This is a genomic window from Streptomyces sp. NPDC042259 (assembly GCF_055582085.1).
This window is the reverse complement of sequence record NZ_JBVJDW010000005.1, coordinates 128363-149692: the sequence shown is the minus strand read 5'-3', so window position 1 is coordinate 149692 and position 21330 is coordinate 128363. Positions and strand designations below refer to the sequence as shown.

The following is a 21330-nucleotide window of genomic DNA, read 5'->3' as shown; positions in this document are numbered from 1 at the left end:
ACCGGAGGGGGCTGCGCCACGACGTAAACGTCATTGCGAGACCGGCTCACCCCCGCTTGCGCGGGGAGGACCACTCGCTAGCGCGAGACCTTGCCGGCCTTGATGCACGAGGTGCAGACGTTGAGCCGCTTCGGCGTGCTCCCGACCACTGCACGCACCCGCTGGATGTTGGGGTTCCAACGGCGGGGGGTACGGCGGTGCGAGTGCGAAATAGCGTTGCCGAAGCCCGGCCCCTTGCCGCAGACGTCGCAGTTGGCAGCCACGGGTCACTCCAAAGACTTCAGATGCTCTTACGGTGAAATCCCGGCAAGCCGAGATCGAAGTCTGAAAGGAAGTCGATGACCGGCAGTGCCAGGAAGGGATGGCCTGATTCTCATCAGGCAACCGGAGCAGCATACAACGGCCGCTCCCGTTCAACGAAACTACCACGAACGCCCCCGCACCCGCCCGGCCGCCCCGGGCCGCCCCCACCGGCCCGGCAGCACCGGCGGTGGTGGTGCCGGTGGCGTCCGGCCGCCCCCGACCTGGCTGGTCAGGGTCCCGCCGGGCCACCCCACGGACTAACCTGCCCAGCATTGCCACAGCCCCCAGGAGTCCGAGGAGGACACAGGTGTCGCACATGCTGGACGCCGACGCGGTGCGTGCCTGGTGCGCCCTGGCACTCGAGGCGCTCGGCCGGGCCCGCGAGGAGATCGACGCGATCAACGTCTATCCGGTCGCGGACGGCGACACCGGCACCAACCTCTACCTGACCGTCGAGTCCGCCGCCCGGGCCGTCGACGACGTCTTCCACGGCCACGCCACCACGGACCCCGCCGCACCCCCCGCCTTCGCCGACACCGTCCGGGCCATGGCCCACGGCGCGCTGATAGGAGCGCGCGGCAACTCCGGGACGATCCTCGCGCAGCTGCTGCGCGGCATGGCGGAGGTCCTGACGGGCGACGCCGGGACGCCGCCCCACGCCGACGACGGCGAGCCGCTGCGACGGGCCCTGCGCCGCGCGGTGGAGTCCGCCTACGAAGGCGTCGCCCGGCCCGTGGAGGGCACGGTGCTGACCGTCGCCGCGGCCGCCGCCGACGGGGCCGCGAACGCCCCCGGCGACAGCGCCGCGGTGGCCCAGGCCGCCTACGAGGCGGCCCGCACCGCCCTCGCGGCCACCCCCGCACAGCTGGAGGTCCTCGGCCGCGCCGGGGTGGTGGACGCGGGCGGACTCGGCCTGGTCGAGGTCCTGGGCGCGCTGACGCGGGCACTGGCGGGGGAGAGCACCGGACGGCCCTCCGAGGCCGCCGCCGAGGCGACCGCCACGCGCGCGTGGCGGACCGAGAGCTGCCCCGCCGACCTCGCCGGAGGCGCCGAACCCTCCTACGAGGTGATCTACCTGCTGGAGGCCGACGACGCCGCCGTCGCACGGCTGCGCACCCGCCTCGACGCCCTCGGTGAATCCCTCGTCGTGGTCGGCGGCGACGGGCTGTGGAACGTCCACGTCCACGTCGATGACGCCGGGGCGGCCGTGGAGGCCGGTGTCGAGGCCGGCCGGCCCTACCGGATCCGCGTCACCCACTTCGGCGCGGCCCAGGAGGAGCGGACGCGCACCCGCGAACGCGCCCAGCGGGCCGTCGTCGCGGTCGTGCCCGGGGAGGGACTGGCCCACCTGTGCGCCGAGGCCGGGGCGACGGTCGTCGCGGCCCGCCCCGGGCAACAGCCCGCCGACGAGGAACTCCTCGACGCGATCCGCCGCGCCCACGCCCGCGAGGTGGTCCTGCTGCCCAACGACGCGGAGCTGCGCCGGACCGCCACCGCGGCCGCCGAGCGGGCCCGCGCCGAGGGCGTCCGCGTCGCCCTCATCCCCACCCGCTCCCCGGTCCAGGGCATCGCCGCCCTCGCCGTCCACGAACCCGGCCGCCGCTTCGACGAGGACGTCGTGGCGATGACCGCGGCCGCCGGTGCCACCCGCTACGCCGAACTGGCCGTCGCCGAGCGGCAGTCCTGGACCATGGCCGGCGTCTGCCAGGCCGGCGACGTGCTCGGCCTGATCGACGGCGACGTGGCCGTCATCGGCGCCGAACTGGCCGCCACCGCCGAGACCGTCCTCGACCGCATGCTCGCGGCGGGCGGCGAAATGGTCACCCTCGTCCTCGGCGCGGACGTCCCCGACACCGTCGCGGACCGCTTGGAGCGGCATGTACGAGGCGGCCACCTCGCCGTGGACACCGTGGTCTACCGGGGCGGGCAGCAGTCGGCGCCCCTGCTCATCGGGGTGGAGTGAGCCGGCCCGCGGCACGGCGCGACCGGCCCCCCGACTTCCCGGGCGTGCCTCCGCGATGTCAGTGCCGTGGTGTCCAATGGTCGCGTGCCCGCGCTCGATGAACCCCTGAAGAAGATCCTCGGCGGCAACACCGCGAAGGTGATGGCCGAGCACCTCGACCTGCACACGGCCGGCGATCTGCTGCACCACTACCCGCGCCGCTACGCCGAGCGCGGCGAGCTGACCCGGCTCGCCGATCTGCCGCTCGACGAGCACGTCACGGTCGTCGCCCAGGTGGCCAAGGCCGCCATGAAGACCTTCAACCACGGCAAGGGCGTCCGCCTGGAGGTCGTGGTCACCGACGGCAGCGGCTCACTGACCCTGGTGTTCTTCGGCCGCAGCGCCTATGTGCGGGAGAAGGAGCTGCTGCCCGGCCGCCGCGGCATGTTCGCGGGCAAGGTCTCCGTCTTCAACCACACCCGGCAGCTGCTCCACCCCGACTACGAACTCCTGGACCGCGAGAGCGGCGCGGCCGCCGCCGAGTCCTTCGCCGGGCGGCTGCTGCCGATCTACCCGGCGTGCAAGCAGTTCCAGTCCTGGAAGCTCACCAAGGCCGTCGACACCCTGCTGGACCTCTTCGAGGCGGACGCCTGGCAGGGCATCGCCGACCCGCTGCCCCCCGCGCTGCGCGACGGCCGCGGCCTCGCCCCGCTGGCGGACGCGTTCCGCAAGGTCCACCGCCCGGCCTCGAAGGCCGACATCGAGGACGCCCGGGCCCGGCTGAAGTGGGACGAGGCCTTCGTGCTCCAAGTCGCCCTCGCCCGCCGGCGCCACACCGACGCCCAGCTCCCGGCGGTGGCCCGCAAACCCGTGGCGGGCGGTCTGCTCGACGCCTTCGACGCCAAGCTGCCCTTCACCTTGACCGACGGCCAGCGAAGGGTCACGGCGGAGATCTTCGACGACCTGGCCACCGAGCACCCCATGCACCGCCTCCTCCAGGGCGAGGTCGGCTCGGGGAAGACGATGGTCGCCCTGCGCGCCATGCTCGCCGTCGTGGACGCGGGCGGCCAGGCCGCGATGCTCGCCCCCACCGAGGTGCTCGCCCAGCAGCACCACCGGTCGGTCACCGAGATGATGGGCGCGCTGGCCGAGGGCGGCATGCTCGGCGGCGCCGAGCAGGGCACCAAGGTCGTGCTGCTCACCGGTTCCATGGGCGCCGCCGCGCGCCGTCACGCGCTGCTCGACCTCGTCACCGGCGAGGCCGGGATCGTCATCGGCACCCACGCGCTGATCGAGGACAAGGTCCAGTTCCACGACCTCGGGCTGGTGGTCGTGGACGAGCAGCACCGTTTCGGCGTCGAGCAGCGGGACGCCCTGCGCTCCAAGGGCAAGCAGCCCCCGCACCTGCTGGTGATGACCGCGACCCCGATCCCGCGGACCGTCGCCATGACCGTCTTCGGTGATCTGGAGACCTCGGTCCTCGACCAGCTCCCGGCCGGCCGGTCGCCCATCGCCACCCATGTCGTGCCCGCCAAGGACAAGCCGCATTTCCTGGCCCGCACCTGGGAGCGGGTGCGCGAGGAGGCCGAGGGCGGACACCAGGCGTACGTGGTGTGCCCGCGCATCGGCGACACCCTGGGGGAGGAGCCGGGCGGGCCGGGGGACACCGCGAAGAAGCAGGCGGCCGCCGACGGACCGGAGGCGGAGAAGCGCCCCCCGCTCGCGGTCCTGGACATCGCCGAGCAGCTCGTCACCGGGCCGTTGCGCGGGCTGCGCGTGGAGGTCCTGCACGGGCGGATGCAGCCCGAGGCCAAGGACGACGTCATGCGCCGCTTCGCCGCGGGTGAGGTCGACGTCCTGGTCGCGACGACGGTCATCGAGGTGGGGGTGAACGTGCCCAACTCCACCGTCATGGTGATCATGGACGCGGACCGGTTCGGCGTCTCCCAGCTGCACCAGTTGCGCGGCCGCGTCGGCCGCGGCTCCGCCCCCGGGCTCTGTCTGTTGGTCAGCGAGGCGTCCGAGGCGAGTCCCGCGCGGGCCCGGCTGACCGCCGTGGCCGGCACCCTGGACGGCTTCGAGCTGTCCCGGATCGACCTGGAGCAGCGCCGTGAGGGCGATGTGCTCGGCCAGGCGCAGTCCGGTGTCCGTTCGTCGTTGCGGATGCTCACCGTCATCGACGACGAGGAGGTCATCGCCGCCGCCCGCGAGGAGGCCACCGCGATCGTCGCCGCCGACCCCGAGCTGGAGCACCTGCCCGAGCTGCGCACGGCGCTGGACGCCCTGCTGGACAAGGAGCGGGAGCGCTACCTGGACAAGGGGTGACAAGGGGTGGCAAGGGGTGCAAGGGCTGATCGGAGGGCCGGCGAGGGGCCGGGGCGGCCCGGTGGGGGCGGTCCGGGTCACCGGGCCGGGCCGGGGCGGCATCGACGCCCTAGGCTGATGGGGCGGGCCACCGTTCACCGGGGCGGCCCGTCACCCGTCAGCCCGTCATCCCATCGCGAAGGACCGAGGACCCCATGACCCGCGTGATCGCCGGCACCGCCGGCGGACGCCGCCTGGCCGTACCGCCGGGCACTGGCACCCGCCCGACCTCCGACCGGGCGCGCGAGGGCCTGTTCTCCACCTGGGAGTCGCTGCACGGCACCCTGGAGGGCAGCCGGGTCCTGGATCTCTACGGCGGTTCGGGCGCCGTCGGCCTGGAGGCGCTCTCGCGGGGTGCCGAGCACGCCCTGCTGGTGGAGGCCGACGCCCGCGCGGTCCGCACCATCCGGGACAACGTCCGCGCGGTCGGTCTGCCCGGTGCCGAGGTGCGCAGCGGCAAGGCCGAACAGGTCGTCGCCGGTGCCGCCCCGGGGAGCCCCTACGACGTGGTCTTCCTCGACCCGCCCTACGCCGTCACCGACGCCGAACTGTGCGAGATCCTCCTCACACTGCGTGCCGGGGGGTGGCTCGCGGACGACGCGCTGGTCACTGTGGAGCGGAGCACCAGGGGAGGGGAATTCCCCTGGCCGGACGGCTTCGACGCCCTGAGGGCCCGTCGCTACGGCGAGGGGACGCTTTGGTACGGTCGCGCCGCCTCGACGCGCACCGCCGACCCGGCTCCGTGCACGTCATGAATGGACCGGAGAGCGAGGAACCACCGTTGCGCCGCGCCGTCTGTCCGGGGTCGTTCGACCCCGTCACCAATGGACATCTCGACATCATCGCCCGGGCTTCCAGGCTGTACGACGTCGTGCACGTCGCAGTGATGGTGAACAAGTCCAAGGAGGGCCTGTTCACCGTGGAGGAGCGGATAGAGCTGCTCCGCCAGGTAACCGCCGAGTACGGCAATGTGCGGGTGGAGTCCTTCCACGGTCTGCTCGTGGACTTCTGCAAGCAGCGTGAGATCCCCGCCATCGTCAAGGGGCTGCGGGCGGTGAGCGACTTCGACTACGAGCTGCAGATGGCCCAGATGAACAACGGGCTCTCGGGCGTGGAGACCCTCTTCGTCCCCACCAACCCCACCTACAGCTTCCTCTCCTCCAGCCTCGTCAAGGAGGTGGCGGCCTGGGGCGGCGACGTCTCCCATCTGGTGCCGCCGCTGGTGCTGGAATCGCTCACCGAGCGGCTCGCCCAGCGCTGACGTACCGGCCGTACCGATGACGCGCCGCCGGTGGGTGCCGGGCGGGGGCCGCTGGCCGTACAGTCGTCCCCGTTCGTGCCCATCCGTCAAAAGAGAGTGGCGAGCGCCAAGGTGGACGTGCAGAAGAAGCTCGACGAGATCGTCGCGACCGTCTCCGGCGCCCGGTCCATGCCCATGTCGGCCTCCTGTGTGGTCAACCGGGCCGAGCTGCTCGCCCTGCTCGAAGAGGTGCGGGCCGCCCTGCCCGGCTCCCTCGCCCAGGCGCGGGAGCTGATCGGCGGCCGGGAGCAGCTCGTGGCGGACGCGCGCGAGGAGGCCGAGCGGATCATCGAGTCCGCGCGCGCCCATCGAGGGTCGCTGATCTCCGACACCGAGGTCGCCCGGCAGTCCCAGGAGGAGGCCGACCGCATCCTGGCGGAGGCCCGCCGGGAGGCCGACGAGATCCGCGCGGAGGCCGACGACTACGTCGACAGCAAGCTCGCCAACTTCGAGGTCGTCCTCACCAAGACCATCGGTTCCGTCGACCGCGGCCGCGAGAAGCTGCTCGGTCACGCGGACGACGCGGGGTACGGGCCCTCCGGCGGCCTGGCCGAGGACGCCCCCGAACGCAGTGCCGACCCCCGGACCCAGCGGATGAACGCCGACGCCTACGTGGACGCCAAGCTCGGCGCGGTCGCCGCGGTGCTGGCCAAGACGCTCGAAGCCGTGGGCAAGGGCCGCGAGAAGCTGCTCGGGGCCCGGCCGGCCGACGAGCTGGGCGCGCACATGGCCGCCCAGGAGGGTCTTCCCGCCGGCCATCACACCAGCGACGCCGACTTCCTCTCCGAGCTGGCCGCCTCCCAGGGGCCGGCCGTGCCGCCCCCCGCGCCGCCCCGGGAGGACTACTACGCGCCCGTGGGCGGCTACGCCCAGCAGGACCCGTACGAGTACCAGCAGCACTACACCCCCCAGGCGGATCCGTACGCGGCCCACGGGGGCTACCAGCAGGACCCGTACGCCTGGACCCCCTACGACGGCGGCCAGGGCGCGGGCCAGGAAGGCCACGGGGGGCATGGGGGCCACGGGGCTCACGGTGGGTACGACCCGCACGGCGGGTACGTGCCCGCGCAGACCGCGCCGCAGCCGTCCGCGCCGCAGCCCCCGGTGCCGCAGCAAGGCGGCGGCTCGCTCGACGAGACGAGCCTCTTCGACACGAGCATGATCGACCTCGACCAGCTCCGGCGGTACGAGCAGGGCCGGTGACCCGTGGCCGCGGCCGCCCCCGTAGGGTGAAACCGGACCGGTTCCGTCCGCCAGGCTTGACCTGGTCCGGACCGGGTGCCGCCCGTCGGCGGCCCGGCCGCCCCTCGCGGGTGCGGATTGGGTCTACGGCGGCCCGTCCAGTATCCTGGCTCTTCGGTCGCGTGTACGTTCGCGATCTCGGCTGCCCTCAGCGCATTCAGCGCCGGGCCGTCGTCGCCGCAGTGTAGAAAGCAGGAAGCCCTGAACACCCGCCTCGATCACCGTGCCCCTCTCGTGTTCGACACACGTGAGCTGGGTCGGCGTCCCGGTGCGCTGAAGAGGGTCTCCCGCTCCATTCCGGCCCCCCAGGACCTCGGCATCGAGGTCATCGGGGTCGCCGAGGGCGCGACCGTGGAGCTCGACCTCCGGCTGGAGTCGGTCATGGAAGGGGTGCTTGTCACAGGCACCGCCCGTGCACCGCTGACAGGGGAGTGCGTAAGGTGTCTGGAGCCGCTTGAGCGTGAGCTCGAAGTGGACTTCCAGGAGATGTTCTCCTACCCCGACGCCGACGACCGGAGCCGCCCCGCGGACACCGGCGACGACGCCGAGGAAGAGGAGGACATGCTCTTCCTCGAGGGCGACCTGTTCGACCTCGAACCCGTGCTGCGCGACGCGGTGGTGCTCGCACTGCCGCTGCAGCCGGTGTGCCAGGAAGACTGCCCGGGTCTGTGCGCCGAGTGCGGCGCGCGACTGGCGGACGACCTGGACCACCATCACGAGTCCGTCGACATTCGTTGGGCGGCACTGCAGGGCCTCGCCGGGTCCAACCAGGACGGCGAGATGGACAACGCACCCCGCTCCGGCGGGGATGACTCACAGGAGAAGTAGCCGTGGCTGTTCCGAAGCGGAAGATGTCGCGCAGCAACACGCGCCACCGCCGGTCGCAGTGGAAGGCTGCGGTCCCCACCCTGGTGGCATGCGCTAGCTGCCACGAGCCGAAGCTGCAGCACATCGCGTGCCCCAGCTGCGGCACCTACAACAAGCGCCAGGTCCTCGAGGTCTGATCGGCGGGTGACAGGCTTCATGTCAGACGCCATTACGCCGAAGAAGGCGCCGGCGGACACGGCCTCGTCTCACACGCTTCTGGAAGGGCGGCTCGGGTACAGACTCGAGACCGCCCTTCTGGTGCGTGCACTGACCCACCGTTCCTTCGCATACGAGAACGGCGGTCTGCCCACCAACGAGCGGCTGGAATTCCTCGGGGATTCCGTGCTCGGTCTGGTGGTCACGGACACGCTGTACCGCATCCACCCCGATCTGCCCGAAGGCCAGCTGGCCAAGCTGCGGGCCGCGGTGGTCAACTCGCGTGCGCTGGCGGAGGTCGGTCGCGGCCTTGAACTCGGTTCCTTCATCCGGCTCGGCCGCGGTGAAGAGGGCACGGGCGGCCGGGACAAGGCGTCCATCCTCGCCGACACCCTGGAAGCGGTGATCGGTGCGGTCTATCTCGACCAGGGCCTCGAAGCCGCCGCCGAACTGGTGCACCGGCTCTTCGACCCGCTGATCGAGAAGTCCTCGAACCTCGGGGCCGGCCTGGACTGGAAGACCAGCCTCCAGGAGCTGACCGCGACGGAGGGGCTGGGCGTTCCCGAATACCTGGTCTCCGAGACGGGTCCCGACCACGAGAAGACCTTCACGGCTGCTGCCCGCGTCGGTGGTGTCGCGTACGGCACCGGCACCGGCCGCAGCAAGAAGGAAGCGGAGCAGCAGGCGGCGGAGTCCGCCTGGCGCGCCATCCACGAAGCGGCGGAGGCCCGTGCCTCGGCCGCGCGGACGGCGGCCGAGGCCGCCCCCGCCCCGGCGGTCGAGACGCCCGCCGACGGCGTGGCGGCCGAGGCCGCGACGGACGGCGCGCAGGGCGCTTCGCACTGAAGCGCCGCCCCGTGACGCACCCCGACCGCCGGCCGGGCTCGGTTCGCCGAGCCCGGCCGGCGGTCGCGGCAGCGCGGGGCCGATCACCCCGGCGAATCCCGGCGAACCCCTCCGGAGGAGCACCGTGCCCGAACTGCCCGAGGTCGAGGTCGTACGACGCGGGCTGGAGCGCTGGGTCCGCGACCGCACGGTCGCCGACGTGGCCGTGCTGCACCCCCGCGCGATCCGCCGCCATCTCGCCGGACCCGACGACTTCGCCGCGCAACTGCGCGGGCGCCGGCTCGGCGCCGCCCGGCGCCGCGGCAAATACCTCTGGCTGCCCCTCGAAGCCGAGACCCCCGACGGGCCCCCCGCCGGGACGTCCCGCGCGGCCGCTCCCGACCGGGCCGTCCTCGCCCATCTCGGCATGAGCGGCCAGCTCCTCGTCCAGCCGCACGACGCGCTCGACGAGAAGCACCTGCGCATCCGGATCCGCTTCGCCGACACCACCGGCACCGAGCTGCGCTTCGTCGACCAGCGCACCTTCGGCGGCCTGTCGCTGCACGACACCGTCCCGGGCGACCCCGACGGGCTCCCCGACGTCATCGCGCACATCGCCCGCGACCCCCTCGACCCCGCCTTCGACGAGGACGCCTTCCACGCGGCGCTGCGCCGCCGCCGTACGACCCTCAAGCGGGCCCTGCTGGACCAGTCGCTGATCAGCGGCGTGGGCAACATCTACGCCGACGAGGCGCTGTGGCGCGCCCGGCTGCACTACGACCGGCCCACCGCGACCCTGACCCGGCCGCGCAGCGCCGAGCTGCTCACCCACATCCGTGATGTCATGCACGCGGCCCTCGCCGTCGGCGGCACCAGCTTCGACAGCCTCTACGTCAATGTGAACGGCGAATCCGGCTACTTCGACCGGTCGTTGGACGCCTACGGGCGCGAGGACGAGCCCTGCCGCCGCTGCGGCACGGCCATGCGCCGCCGTCCGTGGATGAACCGGTCCAGCTACTTCTGCCCGCGCTGCCAGCGCCCGCCCCGCGTGTCCTAGACGGCCACCGGTCCGGCCCGTCCGGCGGTGAGGACGTTCTGCCGCCGGTCAGGGCGAGGGGCGCTCCCTCAGTATCCGAAGTCCTGTGTCCACCACGGACCCCCCGGGCCGTCGTACACGCCGATGCCCAGCGTCCGGTAGTCGCCGTTCAGGATGTTCCGCCGGTGGCCGGGGCTGCGCATCCAGGCTTCCATCACGGCTTCCGCGTCACTGTGGCCACGGGCGATGTTCTCCCCGCCGAGCGTGGTGATGCCGCGCTGGGCGGCCCGCTCCCAGGGCGTCCGGCCGTCCGGGTCGGTGTGGGCGAAGAAGCCCCGCTTGGCCATGTCCTCGCTGAAGTCCTGGGCGAGGCGGGCCAGCCGGGTGTCGGCGCGGACCGGGCGGCGGCCCGCCCGTACCCGCTCCCGGTTCACCAGGGCGAGCAGATGGGCGGCGACCGAGGCCCGGGGTGCCGCGATCGCCCGGGCGGCGTCCGGCGCCGCGGCGTCCTCGGCCCGGGGCGGCGAGGACGCGGAGGGCGGGGCGGACGGCTCCGCGGCCGGCCGGGCCGCTTCCGGCGGCGCCTGCCCCTCGCGTGGGTCGGCGCCGACGCCGGTCTCCCGGGGCGACGGGGTGGCGGCCGCCGAGGGCTCGGGCGCCGGCTCCCGCCACGGGGCCGCCGAGGGAGCGGCCGAGGGGGCGGCCGGCGGGGTGGGCGGGGCCTCGGCCTCCCGGTGCCCGGGGAGCCACCCCCGCTCCAAGGGCCCCACGTGCCGGGGGCGTTGGGCGAGGAGGTCGCGGGGGAGGTCCTCGCCGAGGTCGGGTGGCAGGTCGGGTTCGGGCGGCTCTTCGGCCCGCAGTTCGCCCCGGGCGCTCTCGCTGCCGGTGCCGCTGTTGAGCGTGTAGGTGTCACTGGCGCTCGGCAGCAGCCCGGAGGCCACCACGACGGCGCCCATCGCCATCGCGGCGGACGCGCCCAGCAGTCCCGTCCGCACCGGTCCCTTCGCCCGGCTCCGGGCCCCGCGGCGGGGGCTCCGGTGCCGTCCGGTGCCGGCCGCGGGGACGGAGGCGCCGAAGGGACTGCGGGAGTTCGCCGGGAAGGGCCTGGTGAACTGTTGCGTCGGTGCGTTCGGATCGCTGCGTTCGGTCGACCCGCTCGTCAAGGGCGCGCCGGCTGCCTGGGGAATCGCGGCCGTGTCGTCGGAGTTCTCGGGGGCAGAGCGTCGATGGCGACCCATCCGCTGCCTTCCTTACGTGCTCGGCGTCATCGTGCGTCACTCGTACGGCGGAGTCTTAACGAGCGGCGACTGTACGCCAAGACATGGGGGGCGGAGGTGCTACCTACGCAATTGCCCGGTTAACGTGCAGACATGAACGAGAATGTCCGTCTTACCGCCTGGGTTCGTGGTCATGTGCAGGGCGTGGGCTTCCGATGGTTCACGCGGGAGAACGCTCTGGGCATCGGTAATCTGATCGGCTTTGCCTCGAACCTCGACGACGGACGCGTCCAGGTGGTCGCGGAGGGCCCCCGCGATCGGTGCGAACGCTTGCTCGACTGGCTCCGCGACGGAGACACGCCCGGGCGCGTGGACGGTGTCACCGAGATCTGGGCCACACCCAAGGGTGGTTATGGGGGGTTCGAGATCCGCTGACCGGACGGCCCGGAAAGCGCTTTCCGGGGTGAAGCGAAGTGATTCGACGGGGCATGGAAGGCGTATTCATATGCCAATGGCATATTCGCTCGGGAGAAATTGCCTGATGGTTGCCAACTCGGCCCCGTCGTGGAAGGCTGCAAGGCAACGGATGATCTCCACGCCCCCCTGGGCCCCGGGAGCGGAAAGCGCCGCGCATTCGCCGCCGCGCACCCCTGGGACGCCCGTGGATACGGGGTGTGATCGTGTTGACCGTCAAACCTTTTGGTGAGACTCTGGAAGCCCCGCGCACCTTAACTGTTTGGCATTGAGCACCGCAGTAGCTGATGGCAGACACCGCGGGTGCGATTCCCTCACGACCCACACCGCTTCGGTCGGTCACTCAGTGTGGAGGACCATCCATCATGGCAAAGGCGCTTCTCGGTTACGTCGGCGGTTCCGACCCCCGAGTCCTCTCCGAGATGCGACGGCTTCAGCAGCGTGTCCAGGACCTCGAATCCGAGCTGATTCGGATGCAGGCCGAGAACGACGCACTGTCCGCCGCCGCGCACCACGGCGACTCGTTGCTCGACAGCATCGACGTACCCCAGGCGGAGCCTGCGCTCGCCTGACCCCGAGCCCTTCCTACGGGGGTATGGTCAGGCTGCACTGTCAGCCGCTTGTGATCTGCAAGGGACGCTTCGGCGTCCCTTCGTCGTTGGCCCCCCGGCCGCCGCCCCGTATGGGCACCTGTCCGATTTTCGCCGCGCCGCCCCCCTCACGTCTGATGTGCCCTGCGCTTTCCCGGGTGAAACCGAAATGAAGACGCGGTGTCGCCCCGGCCTCGTGCCAGCACGCGAGGGAAGACGGGCGGGCGGTAGAGTCCCACCGCGTGCACCTCAAGAGCCTGACCCTGCGTGGGTTCAAATCCTTCGCCTCGGCCACGACGCTGCGCTTCGAACCCGGCATCACCTGCGTCGTGGGCCCCAATGGTTCGGGAAAGTCCAATGTCGTGGACGCGCTTTCCTGGGTCATGGGCGAGCAGGGCGCCAAGTCGTTGCGCGGCGGCAAGATGGAAGACGTCATCTTCGCCGGAACGACCGGCAGACCCCCGCTGGGCCGCGCCGAGGTCTCGCTCACCATCGACAACTCCGACGGTGTGCTTCCCATCGACTACGCGGAAGTGACCATCACGCGGATCATGTTCCGCAACGGTGGCAGCGAGTACCAGCTCAACGGTGACACCTGCCGCCTCCTGGACATCCAGGAACTCCTCTCCGACTCCGGCATCGGCCGCGAGATGCACGTCATCGTCGGTCAGGGGCAGCTCGACTCCGTGCTGCACGCCGACCCGACCGGGCGCCGCGCGTTCATCGAGGAGGCGGCGGGCGTCCTCAAGCACCGCAAGCGCAAGGAGAAGGCGCTGCGCAAGCTCGACGCGATGCGTGCCAATCTCGCCCGCGTCCAGGACCTGACCGACGAACTCCGCCGCCAGCTCAAACCGCTCGGCCGGCAGGCCGCCGTGGCCCGCCGCGCCGCCGTCATCCAGGCCGATCTGCGGGACGCCCGGCTGCGGCTGCTCGCCGACGACCTGGTGACCCTGCGCGAGGCGCTGCGCGCCGAGATCGCGGACGAGGCCGCGCTCAAGAGCCGCAGGGAGGCCGTGGAGACGGAGCTGCGGGCGGCGACCGACCGCGAGGCGGCGTTGGAGGAGCGGGTCCGGACGCTGACGCCGCGGCTGGGACAGGCACAGCAGACCTGGTACGAACTCTCCCGGCTCGCCGAACGTGTGCGGGGCACGGTGAGCCTCGCGGACGCGCGGGTCACCAGCGCGACCACCGCCCCCGAGGAGGAGCGGCGCGGTCGCGACCCGGAGGACCTGGAACGCGAGGCGGCGCGGGTCCGCGAGCAGGAAGCCGAGCTGGAGGCCGCGTTGGAGGCGGCGAACCGGGCGCTCCAGGACACGGCCGAGCACCGCGCCGAGCTGGAGCGACGGCTGACGCAGGAGGAACGGCGCCTGAAGGACGCCGCCCGCGCCATCGCCGACCGCCGCGAACACCTCGCCCGGCTGCACGGCCGGGCCACCACCGCCCGCGGCAGGGTCGCCTCCGCCCAGGCGGAGTGCGACCGGCTGGCCGCCGCCCGCGACGAGGCCGGGCAACGGGCCGCCGAGGCCGAGGCCGCGTACGCGGCCCGGCAGAGCGAGGTGGACGGCCGCGGCGCGGACGACGCCGAGCTGGCCGGCCGGCACGACAGCGCGAAGCACGAGCTGGCCGCCGCGGAGGCCGGGCTCAACGCGGCCCGCGAGGCGGCGACGGACGCGGAGCGGCGGCGCGCGGCGCTCGCGGCCCGCCGGGACGCGCTCGCCCTGGGCCTGCGCCGCAAGGACGGAACGGGCACGCTGCTGGCGGCGAAGGATCGTTTGTCCGGACTGCTGGGCCCGGCCGCGGAACTGCTCACCGTCACCCCCGGATACGAGCTGCCCGTCGCCGCCGCCCTCGGCGCCGCGGCCGACGCGATCGCCGTCACGGACACCGCCACGGCGGTCGAAGCCCTGCGCCTGCTCCGCAAGGAGGACGCGGGCCGCGCGGCACTGCTGGTGTCGATGGCGACGCGGGCACCCGAGGCCCCCGAGGGCACTGGGGGAGCGGACGCGGTTCCGGCGGGGGCCGACGGCGCCGCCCGGCAGCCAGGCGCCCCGCGCCCGGCGGCGGAACTGCTGCGCGGCCCGGCGGAATTGATGCCCGCCGTACGCCGGCTGCTGCGTGACGTCGTGGTCGTCGCCACCCTGGAGGACGCCGAGGAACTGGTGACGGCCCGGCCGGAGCTGACCGCCGTGACCACCGAAGGCGACGTGCTCGGCGCGCACTTCGCGCACGGCGGATCCGGTGGGGCGCCGAGTCTGCTGGAGGTCCAGGCGGCCGTCGACGAGGCGACGGCCGAGCTGACCGAGCTGGACGCGCGGTGCGCGGAACTGGACGCCGCGCTGCGGGCCGCCGCCGGGCGGCGCGCCGAGTGCGCCGACCGGGTCGAGGAACTGGCGGCTCTGCGGAGTGCCGCGGACCGGGACACGTCGCGGATCGCCCAGGACCTCGGACGGCTCGCGGGCCAGGCGCGGGCGGCGGCCGGTGAGGCCGGACGCACGGCCGCGGCGGCCGAGCGCGCCGTCGAGGCGCTCGAACGGGCCACCGAGGAGGCCGCGGAACTGGCCGAGCAACTGGCCGTCGCGGAAGAGTCGGCCGCCGACGGGGACGAAGTGGCGGACGAGCCGGACTCGTCCGTGCGCGACCGGCTCGCCGCCGACGGCGCCAACGCGCGGCAGACGGAGATGGAGGCACGGCTCCAGGTCCGAACGCACGAGGAGCGGGTCAAGGGCCTCGCCGGCCGGGCGGAGGCCCTCGACCGGGCGGCCCGTGCCGAGCGGGAGGCCCGCGCCCGGGCCGAACAGCGCCGGGCGCGGCTGCGCCACGAGGCCCGGGTCGCCACCGCCGTGGCCGCCGGGGCGCGGCAGCTGCTGGCGCACGTCGAGGTGTCGCTCGTCCGGGCCGACGAGGAGCGGCGGACCGCGGAGACGGCGAAGGCCGAGCGGGAACGGGAGCTGGTCGTCGAGCGGAACCGGGCGCGGGAACTCAAGGCCGAGCTGGACAAGCTGACGGACTCGGTGCACCGGGGCGAGGTGCTGGGCGCGGAGAAGCGGCTGCGCATCGAACAGCTGGAGGCCAAGGCCCTGGAGGAACTCGGCGTCGAGCCGGCCGCTCTCGTCGCCGAGTACGGCCCGGAGCTGCCCGTGCCGCCCTCGCCCGCCGCCGAGGGCGAGGAACTGCCCGAGGACCCCGGCCACCCGAGGAACCAGCCCGTGCCGTACGTACGGGCCGAACAGGAGAAGCGGTTGCGCGCGGCCGAGCGGGCGTACCAGCAACTCGGCAAGGTGAATCCGCTCGCGCTGGAGGAATTCGCGGCCCTCGAGGAGCGGCACCAGTTCCTCTCGGAGCAGCTTGAAGACCTGAAGAAGACGCGCTCCGATCTGCTCCAGGTGGTGAAGGACGTCGACCGGCGGGTCGAGGAGGTCTTCACTGCGGCCTACCACGACACGGCCCGGGAGTTCGAGGGCGTCTTCGCGCGTTTGTTCCCCGGCGGCGAGGGCAGGCTGGTGCTCACCGACCCGGACGACATGCTGTCCACCGGCGTGGACGTGGAGGCCCGGCCGCCGGGCAAGAAGGTCAAGCGGTTGTCACTGCTGTCGGGCGGCGAACGGTCGCTGACCGCGGTGGCGCTGCTGGTGGCGATCTTCAAGGCGCGGCCGAGCCCGTTCTACGTGATGGACGAGGTGGAGGCGGCACTGGACGACACCAACCTGCAGCGGCTGATCGGGATCATGGAAGAGCTCCAGGAGAGTTCCCAGCTGATCGTGATCACGCACCAGAAGCGGACGATGGAGGTGGCCGACGCGCTGTACGGGGTCTCCATGCAGGGCGACGGCGTCTCGAAGGTCATCAGCCAGCGACTTCGATGATCAAAAACCCTCTAGTTCAAGTGTTGAACTCAAGCACGGCCAAACTCACAGGAAACTTCTTGGTTACGACCTATTGACTTCGAAAGTTGAAGGCATAGGGTCTGCAACGTTGCTTTTACCTTTCAGTGGTGGGTGCCGATGCCCCGTGTCCCACTGGAAGGGCCAGCCCCCCACGCCCGGCAACGCGGCCGGGTCTCAGGAGTACACGTTGACCAGCACTGCGACGGCGCAGGGGTCCGAGGGCCGCAAGGCCCAGCCGGACCACCTCGGCCACGTCATTTTCATCACCGCGGCCGCGGCCATGGGTGGCTTTCTCTTCGGCTACGACAGCTCCGTGATCAACGGCGCGGTCGAGGGCATCCGCGGTAAGTACGACATCGGTTCCGCCGCCCTCGCCCAGGTCATCGCCATCGCCCTGATCGGCTGCGCGATCGGCGCCGCCACCGCGGGCCGGATCGCCGACCGCATCGGCCGGATCCGCGTGATGCAGATCTCCGCGACCCTGTTCACGATCAGCGCGGTGGGCTCGGCCCTGCCGTTCGCCCTGTGGGACCTCGCCTTCTGGCGGGTGCTCGGCGGCATCGCGATCGGCATGGCCTCGGTCATCGGCCCGGCCTACATCGCCGAGGTCTCGCCGCCCGCCTACCGCGGTCGCCTCGGCTCCTTCCAGCAGGCCGCGATCGTGGTCGGCATCGCCGTCTCGCAGCTGGTCAACTGGGGCATCCTCAACCTCGCCGACGGTGACCAGCGCGGCAAGCTGATGGGCATAGAGGCCTGGCAGCTGATGCTCGGCGTGATGGTCGTCCCGGCCGTGCTCTACGGCCTGCTCTCCTTCGCGATCCCCGAGTCGCCCCGCTTCCTGATCTCGGTCAACAAGATCGACAAGGCGAAGGCCGTCCTGGCCGACGTCGAGGGCAGCCACGTCGACCTCGACGCGCGCGTCAACGAGATCGAGCTGGCGATGCGCAGCGAGCACAAGTCGTCGTTCAAGGACCTCCTCGGCTCCAAGGCGGGCTTCCTGCCCATCGTCTGGGTCGGCATCGGCCTCTCGGTCTTCCAGCAGCTCGTCGGCATCAACGTCGCCTTCTACTACTCGGCGACCCTCTGGCAGTCGGTGGGCATCGACCCGAGTGACTCGTTCCTCTACTCGTTCACCACGTCGATCATCAACATCGTCGGCACCGTGATCGCGATGATCTTCGTCGACCGGGTCGGCCGTCGCCCGCTCGCCCTCGTCGGCTCGGCCGGTATGGCCCTTTCCCTCGCCCTGGAGGCCTGGGCCTTCTCCGCCCAGGCGGCGGACGGCTCGCTGCCCACCACCCAGGGCACGGTGGCCCTGGTCGCGGCCCACGCGTTCGTGCTGTTCTTCGCCCTCTCCTGGGGCGTCGTGGTCTGGGTCTTCCTGGGCGAGATGTTCCCGAACAAGATCCGCGCCGCGGCCCTCGGCGTCGCCGCCGCCGCGCAGTGGATCGCGAACTGGGCCATCACGGCGAGCTTCCCGAGCCTGTCGGACTGGAACCTCTCGGGTACGTACGTCATCTACGCGGTCTTCGCCGTGCTCTCGATCCCCTTCGTACTGAAGTTTGTGAAGGAGACCAAGGGCAAGGCGCTGGAGGAGATGGGCTAACCCCCCCGCTGCCCGTCTCCTCGAAGGACGCTGCCCCGGCTCACCGTGTGAGCCGGGGCGCGTTTGTGTTTGCCGCACGTTTGGGGACTCGCGGACCGGTCCGTGCCGTGCGCACCACCGCTGCGCGGCGGCGTCCTCAATCGCCGGACGGGCTGGGGTGGTGTGCCCTCAAGCGCCGGGCGGGCTTGGGTACCGCCGAGCGGGCCGCTGAGCCGTGTCCTCAGGCGCCCGGTGGGCTGCCCCGCACGGGGTGCCGTGCCGGTTCTCCACAGCCGGCCAGGCTGACGGCTGAGGCCGGCCCGATCCAGCCCGTCCGGCGCTTGAGGACGCGCCCGCAGGGCGCTCACCGCCGTAGGGGCGGTGCAGCAAGCGAAACGTCCCCTCCGCCGCGGCGCGGCGAAGGGGACGTCGGGACGGAACGTCGGCGGTCAGACAGCCGACTTCTCCCGCGAGGCCGCCCCCGCCTCCGCCGCATCCGCAGAGGCGGCAGCAGCGTTCTCACGAGGAGCCGGCAGCACCGCCATCAGCACGGCCGAGATGGCGATCGTCGCCGCCCAGCTCAGCCCGTACTTTCCGACGAACGTCGAGGCGAGCGGCCCGGTGAACCAGTCGCACTTCGTGAAGCAGATGCCCGCGATCAGGGCGACCGTCCAGGCCGTCATCGCCTGCCAGCAGAAGCCGCCCACGTACCAGTAGCGGCTGGTGCGGCCGGTGTCCATGAGGCCCTCCGCGTCGTAGCGCACGGCACGTGCCCGACGGCGGGCCATGTCGACGGCGTAGACGCCGATCCAGGCGGAGAAGGAGACCGCGAGCAGGATCAGGAACGTGATGAAGGAGCTGAGGAAGCTCTTCGCGACCAGCATCAGCAGCAGACCGCCGACCAGGGAGATCACGGCGTTGATGCTGACGGCCATGGCGCGGGGCAGCTTCACGCCCATGGTCTGCGCGGTGAAGCCGGCCGAGTACATCGACAGGCTGTTGATCAGCAGCATGCCCACGATCGCCGTGACGAGGTAGGGCACGGCCAGCCAGGTCGGCAGGATGTCACCCAGGAACGAGACCGGGTCCGGGGCCTCGGCGAGGCCCGGGGTGGCCACGGCCATGACCGCGCCCATCAGCACCATCGGGACCATGACCAGGCCCGCGCCGGAGATCGTCGCGCCGACGATCTTCTTGCCGGAGGCCGCGTGCGGCAGGTAACGGGTGAAGTCCGGACCGGTGGGCACCCAGCTGATGCCACCGGCGGCGATCGTGCCGATGCCGGTGATCATCATGGCCGTGGTGCCGGCGGGCTTGGAGAAGACCTCGTCCCAGTCCATGGTGGCGATCAGATAGCCGAGGACCAGCACGCTGAAGACACCGAAGAGGTACGTCGACCACTTGTTGCACACGTTCAGCGCCTTGCGGCCCATGCCGCTGACCAGGAACGTGCAGGCGACGAAGAGGAACAGCGTGATCACGATGAGCACGTTGTTGCTCTTGATGCCGAAGAGCAGGTCAAGAACGGTCAGTACCGCATACGCGCCGGTGACCGCGTTGATGGTCTCCCAGCCGAAGCGGGCGACCCACAGGATCGCGTTCGGGAAGAGGTTTCCGCGTACGCCGAAGGTCGCGCGGGAGAGCATCGCGCCCGGGGCGCCGCCCCACTTGCCCGACACCGACAGCACGCCGACCATGCCGAACGAGGCGAGCGCGGCGCACGCGGCGACGATCAGCACCTGCCAGAAGTTCAGGGCGTTGAAGACGACCAGGGCCGCGCCCATGGTGAGCAGCAGCACGCTGATGTTGGCCGCGACCCAGGTCGGGAAGAGCTCCCGGACTCTGCCGTGCCGCTCCTGATCCGGTACGGGCTCGATGCCGCGGGTTTCTATCGCGCCTTCGGAATCGGCGAGGACGACGTTGTCCATGAGGTGGGGCTCCGTGCGGGTGAAGCGAGGCGGGAAGCCTGGGCAGAGGGGGACGTGGGGACTCTACGCGCGTCGCATCGTCGCACGCCACCGTAGTTTGCTCCAACTTTGGCGGGTTGGTGGCTTTGGTCCTCACCACCAAGATCGAACACGCGCGCCACCGTTGGTGGAGTAGCCCCGGCGCCCCGGTGTCCGATACTGGGTCCGTTATGGAAATCGTCATCCTCGCTGTAGTCATCGCTGTGGTCGCGCTCGGCGCGATCAGCGGGCTCGTGGTCAGCAGCCGCAAGAAGAAGCAGCTGCCCCCGGCCCCGCCGAGCAGCCCGTCCGTTACCGCGCCGCCCGCCGAGCCACACGTCGGCGAGGAGGCCGAGACCCCGCGCGCGGAGCCGCGCCGGACCATCGAAGAGGTGGACCTGCCGCCGGCCGAGGTGCCGGCCGCGGAGGCACCCGTCGCCCCGCCGGAGGCCCCCGAGGCACCGGCCGCCCCCGAGATCGAGGTTCCCGAGCCCACCGCGGGCCGGCTCGTCCGGCTGCGCACCCGGCTCTCCCGCTCCCAGAACTCCCTGGGCAAGGGACTGCTCACTCTGCTCTCCCGCGAGCACCTCGACGAGGACACCTGGGAGGAGATCGAGGACACCCTGCTCACCGCCGACGTCGGCGTCACGCCGACGCAGGAGCTCGTGGAGCGGCTGCGCGAGCGGGTCCGGGTGCTCGGCACCCGCACCCCGGAGGGCCTGCGCGAGCTGCTGCGCGAAGAGCTGCTCACCCTCATCGGCACCGACTACGACCGCGTCGTCCACACCGAGCCCGGGGTGGGCACGAACGGTGCGGAGAAGCCCGGCGTCGTCATGGTCGTCGGGGTGAACGGCACCGGCAAGACCACCACCACCGGCAAGCTCGCGCGCGTGCTCGTCGCCGACGGCAAGTCCGTCGTCCTCGGCGCGGCGGACACCTTCCGCGCCGCCGCCGCCGATCAGCTGCAGACCTGGGGCGAGCGCGTCGGCGCCCGTACGGTCCGCGGGCCCGAGGGCGGCGACCCGGCGTCGATCGCCTTCGACGCGGTCAAGGAGGGCATCGCCGAGAGCGCGGACGTCGTCCTCATCGACACCGCCGGCCGGCTGCACACCAAGACCGGGCTCATGGACGAGCTGGGCAAGGTCAAGCGGGTCGTGGAGAAGCACGGCTCGGTCGACGAGGTGCTGCTCGTGCTGGACGCCACCACCGGACAGAACGGTCTGATCCAGGCGCGGGTGTTCGCCGAGGTCGTGAACATCACGGGCATCGTCCTGACCAAGCTGGACGGCACCGCCAAGGGCGGCATCGTCGTCGCGGTCCAGCGCGAGCTGGGCGTGCCGGTGAAGCTGGTGGGTCTCGGCGAGGGCGCCGACGACCTCGCGCCGTTCGAGCCGGAGGCGTTCGTCGACGCCCTTATCGGCGAGTGAGGTTCGGGGTTCTCCCGGCATCGGCCCGGCGGAACCCCACAGGAGAGGGCCCTGCCACGGACACCGTCCGTGGCAGGGGGCCCCCCCCTTTTTTGGGGGGGGTTTGGGAGGGAGGGGGGGGGGGCCCCGCCCCCCCCTCCCTCTCCACCACTGGTCAGAACCAGGGCAAGTG

The 21330-nt window shown here is 72.1% G+C and carries 17 protein-coding genes; 14 read left to right on the top strand and 3 right to left on the bottom strand.

What is annotated here, in order from left to right:
• Positions 1 to 77 precede the first annotated feature (77 nt).
• Entirely contained in the window at positions 78 to 263 is a 186-nt protein-coding gene (rpmB, locus tag ACZ6MA_RS16215) for a 50S ribosomal protein L28 (protein ID WP_078645170.1), read from the bottom strand.
• 356 nt (positions 264 to 619) lie between these two features.
• Here rpmB and ACZ6MA_RS16210 point away from each other — a divergent pair, with 356 nt between their 5' ends.
• From ACZ6MA_RS16210 to mutM, 9 genes are all read left to right on the top strand, one after another.
• Entirely contained in the window at positions 620 to 2266 is a 1647-nt protein-coding gene (locus ACZ6MA_RS16210; protein WP_469434699.1) for a DAK2 domain-containing protein, read from the top strand.
• A gap of 84 nt (positions 2267 to 2350) precedes the next feature.
• A complete protein-coding gene (gene recG / locus ACZ6MA_RS16205; RefSeq protein WP_469434297.1) occupies positions 2351 to 4570 on the top strand; it encodes an ATP-dependent DNA helicase RecG in 2220 nt (739 codons plus the stop codon).
• A 194-nt stretch (positions 4571 to 4764) separates the two neighbouring features.
• A complete protein-coding gene (gene rsmD, locus ACZ6MA_RS16200) occupies positions 4765 to 5364 on the top strand; it encodes a 16S rRNA (guanine(966)-N(2))-methyltransferase RsmD (protein WP_469434295.1) in 600 nt (199 codons plus the stop codon).
• 26 nt (positions 5365 to 5390) lie between these two features.
• Positions 5391 to 5870 carry a pantetheine-phosphate adenylyltransferase gene (gene coaD, locus ACZ6MA_RS16195; RefSeq protein WP_469434698.1) on the top strand — a complete coding sequence of 160 codons (480 nt, stop codon included), beginning with the start codon at positions 5391 to 5393 and terminating at the stop codon, positions 5868 to 5870.
• A 111-nt stretch (positions 5871 to 5981) separates the two neighbouring features.
• Positions 5982 to 7112, top strand: a complete 1131-nt coding sequence (locus ACZ6MA_RS16190) for an ATP synthase F0 subunit B (protein WP_469434696.1) — start codon at positions 5982 to 5984, stop codon at positions 7110 to 7112.
• Positions 7113 to 7385: 273 nt separating this feature from the next.
• Entirely contained in the window at positions 7386 to 7979 is a 594-nt protein-coding gene (locus ACZ6MA_RS16185) for a YceD family protein (RefSeq protein ID WP_356457212.1), read from the top strand.
• 2 nt (positions 7980 to 7981) lie between these two features.
• A complete protein-coding gene (gene rpmF / locus ACZ6MA_RS16180; protein WP_030087884.1) occupies positions 7982 to 8155 on the top strand; it encodes a 50S ribosomal protein L32 in 174 nt (57 codons plus the stop codon).
• 19 nt (positions 8156 to 8174) lie between these two features.
• The gene (rnc, locus tag ACZ6MA_RS16175) at positions 8175 to 9020 is read left to right on the top strand and encodes a ribonuclease III (RefSeq protein ID WP_469434294.1); all 846 of its coding nucleotides are present in this window, start codon (positions 8175 to 8177) and stop codon (positions 9018 to 9020) included.
• 124 nt (positions 9021 to 9144) lie between these two features.
• Entirely contained in the window at positions 9145 to 10056 is a 912-nt protein-coding gene (mutM, locus tag ACZ6MA_RS16170; RefSeq protein ID WP_469434293.1) for a bifunctional DNA-formamidopyrimidine glycosylase/DNA-(apurinic or apyrimidinic site) lyase, read from the top strand.
• A gap of 68 nt (positions 10057 to 10124) precedes the next feature.
• Here the strand turns inward: mutM and ACZ6MA_RS16165 are convergent, their stop codons facing one another.
• On the bottom strand, positions 10125 to 11030 hold the full coding sequence (locus ACZ6MA_RS16165) for a CAP domain-containing protein (RefSeq protein ID WP_469434292.1): 906 nt from the start codon (positions 11028 to 11030) through the stop codon (positions 10125 to 10127).
• 375 nt (positions 11031 to 11405) lie between these two features.
• On the opposite strand from ACZ6MA_RS16165, the gene ACZ6MA_RS16160 reads away from it, so the two are divergent.
• The 4 genes from ACZ6MA_RS16160 (at position 11406) to ACZ6MA_RS16145 (ending at position 17806) form a co-directional block, all read left to right on the top strand.
• Positions 11406 to 11687 carry an acylphosphatase gene (locus ACZ6MA_RS16160; protein ID WP_469434291.1) on the top strand — a complete coding sequence of 94 codons (282 nt, stop codon included), beginning with the start codon at positions 11406 to 11408 and terminating at the stop codon, positions 11685 to 11687.
• Positions 11688 to 12091: 404 nt separating this feature from the next.
• Positions 12092 to 12298 (top strand): hypothetical protein, encoded by a 207-nt coding sequence (locus ACZ6MA_RS16155; RefSeq protein ID WP_045933597.1) that lies wholly within the window; start codon positions 12092 to 12094, stop codon positions 12296 to 12298.
• A gap of 260 nt (positions 12299 to 12558) precedes the next feature.
• A complete protein-coding gene (smc, locus tag ACZ6MA_RS16150) occupies positions 12559 to 16179 on the top strand; it encodes a chromosome segregation protein SMC (RefSeq protein WP_469434290.1) in 3621 nt (1206 codons plus the stop codon).
• A 208-nt stretch (positions 16180 to 16387) separates the two neighbouring features.
• Positions 16388 to 17806, top strand: coding sequence for a sugar porter family MFS transporter (locus ACZ6MA_RS16145; RefSeq protein ID WP_469434289.1), 1419 nt, complete (start codon positions 16388 to 16390; stop codon positions 17804 to 17806).
• 428 nt (positions 17807 to 18234) lie between these two features.
• Here ACZ6MA_RS16145 and ACZ6MA_RS16140 read toward each other — a convergent pair whose 3' ends face one another.
• Positions 18235 to 19713 (bottom strand): purine-cytosine permease family protein, encoded by a 1479-nt coding sequence (locus ACZ6MA_RS16140; RefSeq protein ID WP_469434288.1) that lies wholly within the window; start codon positions 19711 to 19713, stop codon positions 18235 to 18237.
• Positions 19714 to 19922: 209 nt separating this feature from the next.
• Here ACZ6MA_RS16140 and ftsY point away from each other — a divergent pair, with 209 nt between their 5' ends.
• Complete coding sequence (gene ftsY / locus ACZ6MA_RS16135) at positions 19923 to 21158, top strand: signal recognition particle-docking protein FtsY (protein ID WP_469434286.1); 1236 nt, start codon at positions 19923 to 19925, stop codon at positions 21156 to 21158.
• The last annotated feature ends 172 nt before the right edge of the window (positions 21159 to 21330 follow it).